The following is a 14,793-nucleotide window of genomic DNA, read 5'->3' on the forward strand; positions in this document are numbered from 1 at the left end:
TAGCTCGATGTTCCCTGGGTTGAGGCTACACGGTGCGAAGTTCTTGCAACGAGGTACCACCTATGGTTACTATTTCGCAGCTCGTGCGTGACCTGGCATGACAGCTTCGACGACTCCGGCAATCGCAGTGCACCAGTTGCGAGCACGTCTGCCACGCGTGTGCGTTGCCGTGAGCGGCGCGAGCGCGAACGAGCTGCTGAGCCGCGCTGAGCGCATTGCGGCCGAGCATAGTTTTCTCGAGCTGCGGCTGGACACGCTGCACAAGCCACAGGCGGCGATGGCGAAGATCAAAGCCTTCCTCACCGAGCACCGGAATGTTACCGCGATTGCGACATGTCGGCGGACGGAGGGCGGCGGCCACTTTGTCGGCGAACTGTTTGAAGAGGCGGAGATCCTGGAGAGCGCGGCGCGCGCCGGCTGCCAGATGATCGATGTGGAGATGGAGTCGGCGGAGGCGATGCGGCCGGCCGACTGGAAGCGCCTGCGCGCGAGCGGAGCGGCGCTGATCCTGAGTTACCACGACTTCAGCCACACGCGGAACCTGCCGAAGGTGTTCGAGCGGATGCAGCAGTTCGAGCCGGAGTTTTACAAGATCGTCTCGACGGCGCGGACGCTGACCGACAACCTGGCGGTGCTGGACCTGGTGGCGAAGTACGGCGACGAGCACAACCTGGTGGCGATGGCGATGGGCGAGGCGGGCATCGTGAGCCGGCTGCTGGCGCCGCGACTGGGGTCGGCGTTCACCTTCGCCTCGGCTGCAGAGGGCGAGGAGACGGCGCCGGGGCAGATGTCGCTCGACCGGCTGAAGAACCTGTACCGGTTCGACGAGATCGACGCGGCGACGCGGATTTACGGCGTGGTGGGTCATCCGATCGCGCATTCGCTGTCGCCCCTGATGCTGAATCTGGCGTTTCGCCGGGAGCGGATCAATGCGGTGTTTGTGCCGCTCGAGACGGCGAAGCTGGATGACCTGCTGACCATGGTGGAGCGGCTGCCGCTGGCCGGGCTCGCGGTGACGATGCCGATGAAGCAGGAGATTCTGCCGGCGCTGTCGCGGATGGATGAGTTGTCGACGCGGATCGGCGCGTGCAACACGGTGGTGCGCGGGCCGGAGGGGCGGCTGTTCGGCTTCAATACCGATGCGGGCGCGGTGATCGGGCCGCTGGAGCGGCGGCTGTCGCTCAAGGGCGCGCGTGTGCTGGTGCTGGGCGCGGGCGGCGCGGCGCGCGCGGCGGTCTTCGGGCTGAAGGAGAAGGGCGCGGACGTCCACATCCTGAACCGGACGCCGGAGACGGCCAAGCAGTTGGCTCAGCAGGCGAAGGTGAAGGTGTTCAAGCGCGAACTGCTGGCGAAGACCGACTTCGATGTGGTGATCAACGCGACGCCGGCGGGCATGCACGGTGCGAAGGCATTCGAGCTGTTGGAGCCGGAGGAGCTGCGGGCTCGGCTGGCGTTCGACATGGTCTACAACCCGGTCGAGACGCCGCTGATCCGGCTGGCGCAGCAGAAGGGCATCCCGGTGATCCCGGGGGTGGAGATGTTCGTCTACCAGGGGGCGCGGCAGTTCGAGATCTGGACGGGCAAGCCGGCGCCGGAGGCGGATATGCGGCGCGTGGTGCTGCATGCGCTGCAGCAACGGCAAGGGACACCCGCCACGGTCTGAAGACAGGGCTGGGGGTGATAGCCTGCGGCTGCCGGTTGCGGTCGCGTCATTTTTTTCCAGAGCGAATGCGGGACCGTAGTTCAGACCGGCGAGGGGAAGCTGCCTGTGCCTGGTCTGTCGGCTCTTTTGCAGTTGCGCGAGCTGTTGCCGCTGGTCGATCGGCTGCTGCCGCTGGTGACCCGGGCGGCGGGCAAGGCTGCGCATGCCGAGGCGGTCGGACTGAGCCAGCAGATCGAGCAGGTACAGGCCGAGAGCCGCGGGCTGCGGACGCAGGCGGGGGAGCAGGGAGCGCGGCTGGAGTCGGTCGAACGCAGCGTGGCGCAGCTGACGGCTGAGCTGCGAGCTGCGGAGGAACGGCGGCAGACCGACCATCGCGAGCTGGTCGCGGCAGTGGGCAGGCAGCGCGGGATGGCAGTCGTGATGCTGGTTACGGTGGTCCTGGTTGCCTTGATCGCGCTTGTTTTGCTGGTACTTATGCTGCGCGGCCATGCCGGATGAGGGTTGAGGGCCGGTGAGCAGATTCGGGAAGACCCGGGTGCCTAGCGCTTCCCCTTTGTAGTTGCCAGCCGTGTAAATAGAGGACTAGGATGTGCCGTGAGTTCGGTGCAGCCCTTCCTGAAGGCGCGCGCCAGAGCGCAGCTGTTCCGCTACAACGCTTTGGTCAATCAACTGGCGGAGTTTCGCCAGCGTCAATGGAGTGAGCCCCTCTATGGCGTGGTACGCCTACTGCATCAGTGAAAAACAATCTTTTCCGGAATTAGCCCGTCACCGCAAACCAGTCCCGATGCAAGCCTTGACCGGCATATCGGGCAACCAGCTCTTCCTCTACCCTGCCAGCGACCTCGCCGTTATCGTCTCCGAACACAACCCTGACGAATCGTTCGATCAGCAGGCTGCCCGCGACCATGCACGCGTGGTGGGTGACTGCTTCAAGATGTCGACCGTGCTTCCCTTCCGCTTTGGCACTGTGTTTGCCGACGATGAAGCGCTGCGCCGGTCGATCCGCTCCAACCAGCGCCAGTATGCGACCAATGTCGAGCGGTTACGCGGCAAGGCCGAGATGCACCTGCGCGTGAGTGTGGACGACTGCTGCATGCCCCTGCCGCTGCGTGCGTTTCCTGTGAAGGAGACGGTGGGCAAGGAGTACCTGTCGAACCTGCGCGAGACGGCATCGCGCCAGCGCGAGCGCCAGACCAAGGGTCGGGCGATCTCGATCCAGATGCAGCGGTTGTTTGCGCCGCTCGATGAAGAGGTGTCCTGCCGGACGATGGAAAACGGCAAGATGCTGCTCGACATCTCGCACCTGATCGATGCGAAGTGCGTGGAGCGTTACCTGAACAAATTTGCCAGCACCCGCGAGCTCCTGAAGGACTGCACGATGCAGCTTTCCGGGCCGTGGCCACCGTACCACTTTGTGCAGCGCCTGACCCGGCCACATGTCGCCGCGCCTGGCATCCCTGCCTGATCCTTCTTGCCAAGTGAGATGCGTTTTGCGAGGCCCGCTTTCGAGCGGGCCTTTCGCTTTGTGGGCATGCGATGCGGCGGACTAGTGGGCGAGCGCGAGCTGGTGGGGACCGCTGGCGAAGCAGGGCATCGAGTCTTCCCAGTGGCTCTCGGTGAGCTGGTGCTTGTTGCTGCCGTCGGCGTTCATCATCCAGTTGGAGCCGTAGGGCTGGAATGAGTTGTCGTAGAGGGCGGCCTCGTCGCGGAAGCCGTACTCACCGCTGTTCCAGAGGATGTATTTGCCGTCACCACTCCAGACGGCGTGCGCGTCGTTGGCGGGGAAGGTGGTCATGCGCTGGAGGCCGGTGCCGTCGGGCCTGATGGTGTAGATGTCGAAGTTGTTGTCGACCGCGCGGGTGAACAGGATGCGCGAACCGTCGGGCGACCAGTAGGGCAGGTTGTCGGTGCCATCGGTGAGCGGATGCGAGGTGTGCGTGCCGAGATCGAAGATGCGCAGGCCCCGCTCGTTTGCCGCGAAGGAGCGATAGACGATCTGCTTGCCGTCGGCCGACCAGCTGGGAAAGCCGGCGTTCGGGATGTCGGCGGTGAGTTCTTCGAGGCCGGTGCCGTCGCGGTTGACGAGCATGAGTTTTGCGCCGGCGGTGCGGCGGCCCTGCAGGAAGCCGCCGTAACCGAAGGCGATCCGCTTGCCGTCGGGAGACCAACTGGGCGCGAAGGCCGCGCCCTGCTCCGTCTGGAAGATGGTCTTGCGGTTGGTGCCGTCGGCGTTCATGGTGACGATCGAGGAGTCGAGGTCCTTGCTCGTGACCAGAAGGGTGCCGTCCTTCGAGAAGCTGGGGAAGACGTCTGTGTAGCGGTATTCGTAGTTGGGGTCCCAGCTATAGAGGAGCTGATTCTGCGGGCGCGGGGTGTAGTCGACCTTCTCGTAGATGACCTTGCTGCCGTCGGGGGACCAGGCGGGCGAGCGCAGACTGCCGGGGAAGGTGCCCTTCGCCCTGGTGTACCCGACGCCCTCGGTCTTGCCCGACTTGGTGGCGTAGGCCACGGTGCCATCGGGGAGGAACTGAGGCTGCAGCTTGAGCCCGGGACCGGAGGTCTGCTCCGTGCGCTTGCCGGTGGCGATGTCGATCGAGACGATCTGCGAGGTGGCGCGTGCCGAGAGGCCGAAGACGCGGGCGTTCCAGGTGCTTTCGACGGGGATCTCGTAGTAGACGATCTGTTTGGAATCAGCGGACCACTTCGGGGAGCCGGAACAGATGCCCGGCTGGGTGATGCGGCGCAGACCCGTGCCGTCGGGGTGGACGATGTAGACGCTCAGCTCCTGCACGTGCTCCCATCCACTGCCGTTGCCGTGCCCTTTCCATTCGGTGTTGCGGTCGGAGGTGAAGGCGATCCACTGGCCGTCCGGCGACCAGGAGGGGCGATAGAAGCCGTCCGGCTTCATGGGATCGCCCTGGATGTCGGCGCTGCCGGTGAGGTTGCGGAGGCGCTGGCTCTTCAGGTCGAGGATCCAGATGTTGGCGCGGTGCGCCGGTCCGCGCGTGGACAGGAAGGCGATCTGCTTTCCGTCGGCAGAGAAGGCGGCCTGGTCGTCGAGCGCGGGATCCGTCGTGAGCTGCTCGAGCGCTGTGCCATCGGCGTGAACGCGATAGATGTCCGCCTGACCATAACCGACACGCTCGGAGGTGAAGACGATCCACTGGCCATCGCTCGAGTAGGAGGCGTGGTAGTCAAAGCCGTTCGAGGAGAGGAGTTTGTGCTCGCCGGTGCCGTCTGCGTTGGCGACGTAGAGCTCCGACACGGAAGGGCCGATGCGATTCATCAGCATGACGTCTTTCCCGAAGGCGGGCAGAGTGGACAGGAGTGCAAGGATGAGCCCCGGGAACGCGCGTGCTGTCATGGCCGTCATGCTCGCACGGACGAGGATTCGCGAAGAGGTGTTTCAGAAAAGATGTTGGTGCGGTGCTAATTCGTGGCGGGTGCGTTTTTCTTATCGCGGGTGAGGACGCGGGTGGCCTTGCGGCGGTCGGCGGAGGCGTGGTCGATCTTGCTCCAGAAGGCCTGGAAGTAGTCGACGGCCGAGATGATGGAGACGAGCACCATGAAGTAGATGGAGACGTAGGCGGTCCAGCGGACGGGCAGGATGTACCAGCCCCACTGCCACTGGTACCAGCGGTGCGCAAGGATTGTAGCAACGACGGCGACGATCTGGACGATGGTCTTGAGCTTGCCGAGGTTGCTGGCCTGGATGGTGAAGCCTTCGACGCTGGCGATGGAGCGCAGGCCGCTGACGAGGAACTCGCGTCCGATGACGACGATGGCGATCCAGGGCTTCATGATCGAGGGAGTGAACTCGACGAGCGAGATGAAGGCTGCGGAGATCATCAGCTTGTCGGCAAGCGGATCGAGCAGCATGCCCATGGTGGTGATCTGACCGCGGCGGCGGGCGAGGTAGCCGTCGACGCCATCGGTGATGGCCAGCAGGATGAAGACGAGGGAGGCGATCAGCTCCTGCTCGCCCCAGCTATCGCGGAACGGGAAGCTGGCAGCCAGCATCCAGATGAGCAGGGGCACACCCACAATGCGGCTCATCGTGATGGAGTTGGGCAGATTCATGGGCCACCGAACGTGCCACGTCCATTATGCCTGAGGCTGCAAGCCGAATCGGGAATGCCAGCCGGGGGGAGGTCCCGAGGCGGGAATCGTGCGGCAGACTGGCGCCATCCAAACGGTAAATTGACCCAGACCAGCCGGCCCCTCCTGCTAAGTTGAAGCCTGACAAGCAGCAACGGGCCACCCGAATGAGTTGAGATCATGAGCGCCCTGCGCAAGATGCCCCATATTCGCGTTCTGGATGGCTGGCGCGGCATCAGCATCCTGCTGGTGATGATGGGGCATCTGCTGCCGCTCGGTCCGAAGCGATGGGACCTGAATGCGACCACCGCAAACGCAGGCATGGCGGTCTTCTTCTGCCTGTCGGGGTTCCTGATCACGAGCACGTTGCTCTACCGGCCGAACCTGCGGGAGTTCCTCATCCGGCGGCTGTGCCGGATCGTGCCGCTGTCGTGGGCGTACATGATCGTCGTTCTCACGGTAACGCATGCGGGCTGGAAGACGCTGCTGGCACAGATGCTGTTCCGCGCGAACTATCCGCCATTCTTCCTGACCCACCTGACGGGCCACCTGTGGAGCCTGTGCGTGGAGGTGCAGTTCTACCTGACGGTGGCGCTCTTGTTTGCGCTGTTGCGACGGCGCGGGCTGCTGCTGCTGCCGGTGCTGTGCCTTATCGTGACGGGGCTGCGCGTGGCGACCCACACGCCGATCTCGATCGTGACGCACCTGCGAGTGGACGAGATCCTGTCCGGCGCGTGCCTGGCGCTGGCGCTCGAGACGGATCGCTTTGCGCGCGTGAAGCGGGCGCTTGAGCGACGCTGGCTGCCGTGGGCCCTGATGCCGCTGGCGTATGCCTCCGCTGCGGCCGCGAGCGGGCCGCTGCAGTACCTGCGGCCGTACCTGGTGATGCTGATGGTGGGGCAGACGATGTTGCTGGCGCCGGGCCGGCTGGGGCAGGTGCTCCGCTCGAAGCCGCTGGCGTACCTGGCGGAGATTTCGTACGCGCTCTACGTGCTGCACGAGCTCGCGATGGCGCACTGGCTGGAGAGCGGACCGAAGCTGCTGAAGTATGCGAAGCGCGTGCCGGTGGTGATCGCGATCTTTGCCGGGGCAACGCTGTCGACCCGGTACTACGAGGCGTGGTGGATCGGGCAGGGCAAGCGCTGGGCCCGGCACTTTGCACCGGCCGCTGGTGCGCCAGCATCGACGATCGAGCACGTGGCCTGACCGCGCCTAGGCGGACGAGTATGAATACGTAACAGAAAGGGGAGCCCGATGGCTCCCCTTTTGCTGTGTTGTCCGCGCAGCGGATCAGGCGTAGATGCCGCGCTGCTTGATGGTGAAGGACACGCGATCGATGGCCAGCATGTAGGCGGCGATGCGGTTGTTGACGCCGTGTGCTTCGGAGTAGCGGACGACGTCGTCGAAGCTCTCGGCGAGGATGCTCTCGAGCTGCTCATTGACGACGGCCTCCTTCCAGAAGTAGCCCTGGCGATCCTGCACCCACTCGAAGTAGGAGGCAGTGACGCCGCCGGCGTTGGCGAGAATGTCGGGGATGACGAAGACCTTCTTATCGGCGAGGATTTCATCGGCGACGGCCGTGGTGGGACCGTTCGCGCCTTCGCAGACGATCTTTGCCTTGAGGCGCTCGACGTTGCGGCTGGTGAGGACGTTTTCGGTCGCGGCGGGGATGAAGATCTCGCAGTCTTCGAGGATGAGCTCCTGCGAGTCGGCGGCCTCGGCGCCCTTGAAGCCGAGCACGGTGCCGTTGCGCTGGCGGTATTCGATGAGCTGGTGGATGTCGATGCCGTGAGGGTTGAAGAGGCCGCCATCGTACTCGGCGATGCCGATGATCTTGTAGCCCTTCTCCATCATGAGCTTGGCGGCGTTGGAGCCGACGTTGCCGAAGCCCTGGATGATGACGCGGCAGCCATCGCGCTGCATGTTGAGGTACTTGAGAGCCTCATCGCAGACGATGCCGATGCCGCGGCCGGTGGCCTCGCGGCGCCCGCGGGAGCCGCCGATGTTGAGCGGCTTGCCGGTGACGACGGCGGTGACGGTCTGGCGCATGTGCATGGAGTAGGTGTCCATGATCCAGGCCATGACCTGCTCGTTGGTGTTGATGTCCGGGGCGGGCACGTCCTTCTCGGGGCCGATGAACTCGACGAGTTCGGCGGTGTAGCGGCGCGTCATGCGCTCGAGCTCACCGATGGACATCTTCTTGGGGTCGCAGATCACGCCGCCCTTGGCGCCGCCGAAGGGGATGTTGACCACGGCGCACTTCCAGGTCATCCAGCTGGCCAGGGCGCGGACCTCGTCGAGCGTGACGTCTGGGGAGTAGCGGATGCCACCCTTGGCCGGGCCGCGCGCGATGGAGTGTTGGACGCGGTAGCCGGTGAAGACTTCGATCGAACCATCATCCATGCTGACCGGGATGTGCACGATGATCTCGCGTGCGGGGTAGCGCAGGACCTTCCAGAGTCCTTCATCGAGGTTGAGCTTCTGCGCCGCGAAATCGAACCGAGCAGCCTGGGCTTCCCAGGGGTTGATCTCCTGCTCGAGGGTGAGTGTCTGCATTGCCATGTCTCCAGTGTTGCTGTGGACGTCGTGCCGCTCTCTGCGAACAAACCAGCTTCCCCCACGCAGAGCAGGGCGGGAAATGCTACGAATGGGTGGCCTCGGTGCCCCGGGCAGTCCACAGAAAGCCCTCCGGACGTCGGCCAAACCCACGAGTATAGGCCCGGCAGAGAACGGGTCACAACCGGCGGCGGCCTGGGGAGGTGACGAGCCGGGCACGTACTCTGCTGGCCGGACTGCAAGTTAGCCGCGGGATGCCCTATCGTGACCGCGATCCGCTGATCCGGGTCGCGATTCGCTGATCCGGGATTTGGTGAGGCCACCGCCACTGAACCTCGCTCGTGGACCCAGTTGATGAGACGCATTCTGGGACAACGGCGTGTATCCGAGCCCTGCAGTCGCGGCGGAGGAGCGGCCGAGGCCGCGTATACCATGAGCACTGCATGGCTCGTCCTTTTACGTCGTCGACTGCTGCGGATCCTGAGGCGCTGTTCCCTTCCCTTCCCGAGTTTCTGAGGCTGGCGCGGGAGCATACGCTGGTGCCGGTGTGCCGGCGGCTGCTGGCGGATCTGGAGACGCCGGTGTCGACCTTTCTGCGGCTGGCGGCCGATGAACCGGAGTGCTTCCTGCTGGAGTCGGTCGAGGGTGGGGACCGGCTGGGGCGCTACACGTTCATGGGGGTGCGGCCGGCGGGCAAGCTGGTGGCGCGCGGCGGTCAGGTCACGACATGGCAGGGTGACAAGCAGCAGCGCACGGAGGCGGGCGACATCTTTGCCGTGCTGAAGGCGGCGCTGGCCAGCCACACGCCGGCGCAGGTGCCGGGACTGCCACCGTTTACGGCGGGGGCGATCGGCTTCTTTGCCTACGATGTGGTGCGCCAGATCGAGCATCTGCCGACGAAGGCCGAGGACGATCTACAACTGCCCGACGCGTGCCTCGCCTTCTTCCATGAAGTGATCGCCTTCGATCACGTGAAGAAGGAGCTGCTGCTGATCGTGAATGCGGATGTGCGGCAGCAGCCGGCGAAGGCAGCGTATGCGGAGGCGACGAAGCGGCTGCGTGCGCTTGAGGCGCTGCTGGCCAAACCGCTGCCATCGCGCAAGCGGCGCCGCGCGAAGACGGCCAAGGTCGAGGTGAAGTACGGCACGCGCAAGGCGGACTTTTTACGCGCCGTGGAGCGCACGCGCGAGTACATTGCGGCCGGCGACATCTTCCAGGCGGTCCTGTCACAGCGCTTCGAGGTCGATCCCGGGGACGATCCGTTTGCGGTCTACCGCGCGCTGCGCGTGGTGAATCCGTCACCGTACATGTACTTTCTGCGGCTGAACGTGGAAGGCAAGCGGAAGAGTGAGCCGCTGCACATTGTGGGCTCGTCGCCGGAGCTGCTGGTGCGCGTGCATGGCCGCGATGTGGAGTACCGGCCGATCGCGGGCACGCGGCCGCGCGGGGCGGATGAGGCGGAGGATCGGCGCCGCGCCGAGGAGTTGCTGGCCGATGCGAAGGAAGTGGCCGAGCACGTGATGCTGGTCGACCTGGGCCGCAACGATGTGGGCCGGGTGAGCGAGTACGGCACCGTGAAGGTGCGCGACCTGATGCTGGTGGAGCGCTACTCGCACGTGATGCACATCGTGAGCTCGATCGAAGGCAAGCTGCGGGGAGAGCTGTCCGCGGTGGACGCGCTGCGGTCGTGCTTCCCTGCGGGCACGCTGTCGGGAGCGCCGAAGGTGCGCGCGATGGAGATCATCGAGGAGCTGGAGCCGACGCGGCGCGGCGTGTACGGCGGCGGCGTCTGCTATGCGGATTACTCGGGCAACCTCGATTCCTGCATCGCGATTCGCTCCATGCTGGTGAAGGACGGCAAGGGCTACATCCAGGCCGGGGCGGGGATTGTCGCCGACTCGGTGGCGGAGCGGGAGTATGAGGAATGCCTGAATAAGGCACAGGCGGTGTTGCGTGCCGTCGAGCGGTCGCGGCATATCTGAGCTTTCGCTGACGCTTGAATTTCGGCGTATCTGACCGGTCGCGCCCCATCCGGGGAATGCAGGCTACAGGCGCCCCTCGAGCTGCTTTTGGTGAGATTTCCGTCGTCTGGCTAGAGCGGGCGAGGCATTGGGCTTGCTGACCGTTGCGCCGGTTTTGTTCATCGTGCAGTGACAAACGGTTGATCAGCCAGCGCGGGTCTGCACGGAAGTAAGTACCCCGGCTTACCAATGTGCTCTGCCCCAGCCAGCCGCCGCCGGATACACTCCAGCCAGAACATCCCCCACAACCTATAAGCCATGCCACTAAGCTTTGTGTCGCCGCGACTGAAGATGAAGGTGAGGTACGGCCTCGAGTTTCCGTTGCGGTCCGGGATCAACGTGGTCCGGGTCCGAATGCGGTTCGGGCCGAAGATGCTGCGCGTGCTGGTTGCGAGCGACCTGCAGGCCAGCACCAGCGAACAACAGTTCGCTCCGCTGTTTCGCGATAGCCGCCGTCTGCGCGATGAGGACGGCATCGTGTTCGAGCGGATGCGGATGGCCGATGCGCTGCGTGTGCGGCAGCCCGAGCGGTACGACGTCGTTCTTGCGAAGCTGGGGTACCAGACGCCCGAGCGGCAGGCGGTCGCGACGATGACCGAACTGCGCGAGCGATTCCCGGCGGCACGGCTGCTGTACTTCGACGGGGATGACGACTCGTGCGTGCAGTGGCCGGCGCTGCTGCCGATTGTCGATCTCTATGTAAAGAAGCACATGTTCGCGGACGCCGATATGTACCAGCGGCAGTTCCGTGGCAAGAACAACCTGACCGAGTACGTGGCGGAGCATCACGGGCGCTCATTCACCAGCGATCCGATCCCGTTGTCGGGCATCGTGCCGCCGCAGTTTGCCGACAAGCTGGTGCTGGGCTGGAATATTGCGCTCGACGACATCCTGCTCGGGCTGTATCGCGACACGCGACCTGCTACGGAGTCCGAGAAGACGGTGGATGTGATGTGTCGCGCGGCGTGCACGCCGGACAAGTGGATTCATCCGCTGCGTGGTCCGGTGCAGGAGGCGCTGACGCCGCTGCGCGCGCTGGGCTACTCGGTGGTGCTGCCGGACACGCGCGTCGACGCAGCGACGTACTACCGCGAGATGCGCTCCAGCCGGATCTGTGTCAGCCCGTTCGGGTATGGCGAGTTGTGCTGGCGCGATTTCGAGACGATCGTGATGGGGTCGCTGCTGGTGAAGCCGGACATGGCGCACATCCGCACGGAGCCCGATCTGTTTGAGGCGGGGGTCACCTATGCGCCGGTTCGCTGGGACTTCAGCGACCTGGCGGAGGTGTGCGCTCACTACCTGGCGGACACGGAGGCGCGGCTGCGGATCACGCGCAACGCGTACGAGCGGCTGGTGAAGTACTACCGGTCCAACGCCGTGCTTGACCGGTTTCGCGCTCTGCTGACGCAGTCGGGCGTGCCGCTGCCTGTGGCCTAGGAGGCCTTTTCGGATGATGTACGACTACCTGGTGGTCGGCGCCGGCTTCTTCGGCACCGTGTTTGCGCAGCAGGCTCGCGAGGCGGGCAAGCGCGTGCTCGTGATCGACCGCCGGCCGCACATTGGCGGCAATTGCTACTCCTACGAGTACGAAGACACCGGCATCCTGGTGCACAAGTACGGCACGCATATTTTTCACTGCTCGGATGAGGCGACGTGGCGGTACATCAACCGCTTTACCAGCTTCAACCGGCACCAGCATCGCGTGCTGACGACGCATCGGGGGCAGGTGTACTCGATGCCGATCAACCTGGGGACGATCAACAGCTTCTTCGGCACGAACTGCCGGCCGCACGAAGTGGCGGGGTTCCTGGACCAGCAGCGCGGCAACGGCAAGGTGCCGGCGAACCTCGAAGAGCAGGCCATTCACCTGATCGGCAGGCCGCTGTACGAAGCGTTCATCCAGGGCTACACGCGCAAGCAGTGGGGCTGCGACCCGGCGCTGCTGCCCGCGAGCATCATCACGCGGCTGCCGGTGCGGAATTCGTATCACGACGCGTACTTTAACGATCCGTACCAGGGTGTGCCGCTGGAGGGCTACACGCCCGTGTTCGAACGCATGCTGGAGGGTGTCGATGTGGAGCTGAATGTCGACTTCTTCGATCAGCGCGAGGCGTTCGAGGCGAAGGCGAAGAAGGTGGTCTACACGGGGCCGATCGATCGCTACTTCGACTACTGCTACGGCCGGCTGAACTGGCGGTCGGTGCGCTTCGAAGTGGAGCGGCTGGAGATGGACGACTACCAGGGCGTGTCGGTGATGAACTACGCCGACGAGGACGTGGCGCACACGCGTATCCACGAGCCGAAGCACCTGCACCTCGAGCGGTCGTGGAACAAGCAGTCGACCGTGATCATGCGGGAGTACTCGCAGATTGACCCGAAGGCCCCGTACTACCCGGTCAACTTCGACGAAGACCGTGCGATGTACGCGAAGTACGCGGCGCTGCAGGGCGAGCAGGGGAATGTGATCTTTGGGGGGAGGCTCGCGCGGTACAAGTACTACGACATGCACCAGGTGATCGCGGGGGCGCTGGCGACGGCGCGACGCGAACTCCGGAACGAACCGGTGCTGCGGGACGAGCCAATCATGCGGGAGGAGCCGGCCCTGCGACTGGATGCAACGATTACCAGAGTTCCCTGCGTTGTCGGCTGATGCATTCATTGCGGGGGAGTAGGGTAGCCGGGCGGGTGCGGAATTGCATCCAGCATAGAAACGCATCGAGGTAAACAGATGGGTCTTCTTGGCAATCTCGGCTCCATGTTCGGCGGCGGCGCCTCGAGCGAGGCACACGCGTCGGTCGCGACAGAGCTCGTCAATGCAGCGCAGCAGCATCCCGGCGGTCTGGGCGGGATGCTTGAAAACTTCAAGCACAACGGGATGGCGGGCCACGTCGATTCGTGGCAGCAGCCGGATCAGCAGAATGCGCCGATCTCGGGCGACCAGGCGGAGCAGGGCCTGGGCTCGGGCATGATCAACCAGATCGCGCAACGGACGGGCCTGTCGCCGACGATGGTGAAGGGGGCCGCCGCGGTGATTCTGCCGATGATGGTCGCCCACTTCTCACAGAACGGCGCTCTGAACCAGTCCGGCAGCGGGCTGGGCGGCATCGCGTCCGGCTTTCTCGGCAAGCTGCTTTAGAAAGCAGGCTGCTCCAGACGCGACAAGAGCATCGTCGGTGGGCTGCGCTCGGGCTGCTTCGAAGCGGGCCCACCTCCATGTCGCGCTGCTCCGCATCAGGATGGGGCACCCTGCATCCGAACCCGTGTGTGCCGGCAACCTACTTGCCACGCACACCCTCGCGGTTTCTTCGCGTCCCGACACAATCACGTAGACAACACAGGAGTGAGCCCACATGGCAGATCTGAATCAGCTTAAGCAGAAGTACGCGCCCGTTATTGAAACCATCGAGAGCTTCAGCGCGCAGGGTGCGCAGGTACAGGATGTCTCGCTCGATGGCGACAAGCTGCTACTGAAGGCGAGCGTGCCTTCGCAGGTGGTGGCGAACCGGGTGTGGGATGCAATCAAGCAGGTGGATCCGAGCTACAGCGACCTGCACCACGAGATCACGACCACGGGCAGCGACCAGACGTATACGATCCAGTCGGGCGACAACCTGTCGAAGATCAGCAAGCACTTCTACGGCTCGGCCAATCACTATCAGAAGATCGCGGAGGCGAACGGGCTGGACAATCCGGACCTGATCCGCGCGGGTCAGACGCTGAAGATCCCGACGCTCTAAGCGCCACGCCGGTACACTCAAAGGGAGGGCGGGCGCTGTCGCTCGCTCCCCTGAGAGCTTCCAGAGACCGGCATGATTTTTGTCCTCGATAACTACGACTCGTTCACCTACAACCTGGTGCAGTACATGGGCGAGCTCGGCGCCGAGATGGTGGTGCGCCGGAACGACGAGTTGACGCCGGAGGCGGTTGAGGCGCTTCAGCCGGAGCGCATCCTGCTATCGCCCGGCCCATGCACACCGCAGGAGGCGGGCATCAGCATCCCGCTGATTCGCCACTTTGCCAAGTCCACCCGACGCGTGCCGATCCTGGGTGTGTGCCTGGGACACCAGGCGATCGGGGCTGCGTTCGGCGGGCAGGTGGTGCGCGCGCCGCACCTGATGCACGGCAAGACGAGTCCGGTGACGCACGATGGCAGGACGCTGTACACGGGGATCGCGAGCCCGATGACGTGCACTCGCTATCACTCGCTGATTGTGGCGGACGAGAGTCTGCCGGCGGAGCTTGAAGTGTCGGCGCGGGCCGAAGACGGCATCATCATGGGTCTGCGCCATCGCGAGCTGCCGATTGAAGGTGTGCAGTTTCATCCGGAGAGTGTGCTGACGCAGGATGGCAAGCGGCTGATCCAGAATTTTCTCGACTTATAGCGCTCTATCGGCAAAAAGCGACGCGACGCCTTCTCGGACGGGTAACTCGATGCGAGTAAGTCTCCTCGGATGA

Annotated in this window: 14 protein-coding genes; 11 read left to right on the top strand and 3 right to left on the bottom strand. The window is 64.5% G+C overall.

What is annotated here, in order from left to right:
• Positions 1 to 97: 97 nt before the first annotated feature.
• From aroE to AC5IJH_RS12640, 4 genes are all read left to right on the top strand, one after another.
• On the top strand, positions 98 to 1,663 hold the full coding sequence (aroE, locus tag AC5IJH_RS12625; RefSeq protein ID WP_491903182.1) for a shikimate dehydrogenase: 1,566 nt from the start codon (positions 98 to 100) through the stop codon (positions 1,661 to 1,663).
• A gap of 105 nt (positions 1,664 to 1,768) precedes the next feature.
• Positions 1,769 to 2,161, top strand: coding sequence for a hypothetical protein (locus AC5IJH_RS12630; RefSeq protein WP_491903183.1), 393 nt, complete (start codon positions 1,769 to 1,771; stop codon positions 2,159 to 2,161).
• A gap of 96 nt (positions 2,162 to 2,257) precedes the next feature.
• Positions 2,258 to 2,401, top strand: coding sequence for a hypothetical protein (locus AC5IJH_RS12635; protein WP_491903213.1), 144 nt, complete (start codon positions 2,258 to 2,260; stop codon positions 2,399 to 2,401).
• Positions 2,373 to 3,128, top strand: a complete 756-nt coding sequence (locus tag AC5IJH_RS12640; protein ID WP_491903184.1) for a GvpL/GvpF family gas vesicle protein — start codon at positions 2,373 to 2,375, stop codon at positions 3,126 to 3,128. The genes AC5IJH_RS12635 and AC5IJH_RS12640 overlap by 29 nt, the downstream gene beginning before the upstream one ends.
• A gap of 81 nt (positions 3,129 to 3,209) precedes the next feature.
• Here AC5IJH_RS12640 and AC5IJH_RS12645 read toward each other — a convergent pair whose 3' ends face one another.
• Both AC5IJH_RS12645 and pgsA read right to left on the bottom strand, forming a co-directional pair.
• Positions 3,210 to 5,027: a hypothetical protein gene (locus AC5IJH_RS12645; RefSeq protein ID WP_491903185.1), complete on the bottom strand. Its 1,818-nt coding sequence runs from the start codon at positions 5,025 to 5,027 to the stop codon at positions 3,210 to 3,212.
• A gap of 65 nt (positions 5,028 to 5,092) precedes the next feature.
• A complete protein-coding gene (gene pgsA / locus AC5IJH_RS12650) occupies positions 5,093 to 5,743 on the bottom strand; it encodes a CDP-diacylglycerol--glycerol-3-phosphate 3-phosphatidyltransferase (protein WP_491903186.1) in 651 nt (216 codons plus the stop codon).
• A 198-nt stretch (positions 5,744 to 5,941) separates the two neighbouring features.
• On the opposite strand from pgsA, the gene AC5IJH_RS12655 reads away from it, so the two are divergent.
• Positions 5,942 to 6,967 carry an acyltransferase family protein gene (locus tag AC5IJH_RS12655; protein ID WP_491903187.1) on the top strand — a complete coding sequence of 342 codons (1,026 nt, stop codon included), beginning with the start codon at positions 5,942 to 5,944 and terminating at the stop codon, positions 6,965 to 6,967.
• 84 nt (positions 6,968 to 7,051) lie between these two features.
• Here the strand turns inward: AC5IJH_RS12655 and AC5IJH_RS12660 are convergent, their stop codons facing one another.
• The gene (locus AC5IJH_RS12660; RefSeq protein ID WP_491903212.1) at positions 7,052 to 8,317 is read right to left on the bottom strand and encodes a Glu/Leu/Phe/Val family dehydrogenase; all 1,266 of its coding nucleotides are present in this window, start codon (positions 8,315 to 8,317) and stop codon (positions 7,052 to 7,054) included.
• Between the two features lie 443 nt (positions 8,318 to 8,760).
• Here AC5IJH_RS12660 and trpE point away from each other — a divergent pair, with 443 nt between their 5' ends.
• The 6 genes from trpE (at position 8,761) to AC5IJH_RS12690 (ending at position 14,720) form a co-directional block, all read left to right on the top strand.
• The gene (gene trpE / locus AC5IJH_RS12665; RefSeq protein ID WP_491903188.1) at positions 8,761 to 10,299 is read left to right on the top strand and encodes an anthranilate synthase component I; all 1,539 of its coding nucleotides are present in this window, start codon (positions 8,761 to 8,763) and stop codon (positions 10,297 to 10,299) included.
• A 297-nt stretch (positions 10,300 to 10,596) separates the two neighbouring features.
• Positions 10,597 to 11,775, top strand: a complete 1,179-nt coding sequence (locus AC5IJH_RS12670; protein ID WP_491903189.1) for a glycosyltransferase — start codon at positions 10,597 to 10,599, stop codon at positions 11,773 to 11,775.
• A 13-nt stretch (positions 11,776 to 11,788) separates the two neighbouring features.
• Positions 11,789 to 12,988: a UDP-galactopyranose mutase gene (gene glf, locus AC5IJH_RS12675; RefSeq protein WP_491903190.1), complete on the top strand. Its 1,200-nt coding sequence runs from the start codon at positions 11,789 to 11,791 to the stop codon at positions 12,986 to 12,988.
• Positions 12,989 to 13,066: 78 nt separating this feature from the next.
• Positions 13,067 to 13,474: a YidB family protein gene (locus AC5IJH_RS12680; protein WP_491903191.1), complete on the top strand. Its 408-nt coding sequence runs from the start codon at positions 13,067 to 13,069 to the stop codon at positions 13,472 to 13,474.
• Positions 13,475 to 13,688: 214 nt separating this feature from the next.
• On the top strand, positions 13,689 to 14,075 hold the full coding sequence (locus AC5IJH_RS12685) for a LysM peptidoglycan-binding domain-containing protein (RefSeq protein ID WP_491903192.1): 387 nt from the start codon (positions 13,689 to 13,691) through the stop codon (positions 14,073 to 14,075).
• A gap of 72 nt (positions 14,076 to 14,147) precedes the next feature.
• On the top strand, positions 14,148 to 14,720 hold the full coding sequence (locus AC5IJH_RS12690) for an anthranilate synthase component II (RefSeq protein ID WP_491903193.1): 573 nt from the start codon (positions 14,148 to 14,150) through the stop codon (positions 14,718 to 14,720).
• Positions 14,721 to 14,793: the final 73 nt, after the last annotated feature.

The sequence above is a fragment of the Candidatus Dedyshia acidiphila genome (assembly GCF_051025295.1).
Taxonomy (GTDB): Bacteria; Acidobacteriota; Terriglobia; order Terriglobales; family Acidobacteriaceae; genus KBS-83.

Bases quoted from the DNA above. Each gene is read 5' to 3' on its own strand.
- aroE (WP_491903182.1), top strand. From the start codon at position 98: ATGACAGCTTCGACGACTCCGGCAATCGCAGTGCACCAGTTGCGAGCA.
- AC5IJH_RS12640 (WP_491903184.1), top strand. From the start codon at position 2,373: ATGGCGTGGTACGCCTACTGCATCAGTGAAAAACAATCTTTTCCGGAA.
- AC5IJH_RS12645 (WP_491903185.1), bottom strand. From the start codon at position 5,027: ATGACAGCACGCGCGTTCCCGGGGCTCATCCTTGCACTCCTGTCCACT.
- pgsA (WP_491903186.1), bottom strand. From the start codon at position 5,743: ATGAATCTGCCCAACTCCATCACGATGAGCCGCATTGTGGGTGTGCCC.
- AC5IJH_RS12655 (WP_491903187.1), top strand. From the start codon at position 5,942: ATGAGCGCCCTGCGCAAGATGCCCCATATTCGCGTTCTGGATGGCTGG.
- AC5IJH_RS12660 (WP_491903212.1), bottom strand. From the start codon at position 8,317: ATGCAGACACTCACCCTCGAGCAGGAGATCAACCCCTGGGAAGCCCAG.
- trpE (WP_491903188.1), top strand. From the start codon at position 8,761: ATGGCTCGTCCTTTTACGTCGTCGACTGCTGCGGATCCTGAGGCGCTG.
- AC5IJH_RS12670 (WP_491903189.1), top strand. From the start codon at position 10,597: ATGCCACTAAGCTTTGTGTCGCCGCGACTGAAGATGAAGGTGAGGTAC.
- glf (WP_491903190.1), top strand. From the start codon at position 11,789: ATGATGTACGACTACCTGGTGGTCGGCGCCGGCTTCTTCGGCACCGTG.
- AC5IJH_RS12680 (WP_491903191.1), top strand. From the start codon at position 13,067: ATGGGTCTTCTTGGCAATCTCGGCTCCATGTTCGGCGGCGGCGCCTCG.
- AC5IJH_RS12685 (WP_491903192.1), top strand. From the start codon at position 13,689: ATGGCAGATCTGAATCAGCTTAAGCAGAAGTACGCGCCCGTTATTGAA.
- AC5IJH_RS12690 (WP_491903193.1), top strand. From the start codon at position 14,148: ATGATTTTTGTCCTCGATAACTACGACTCGTTCACCTACAACCTGGTG.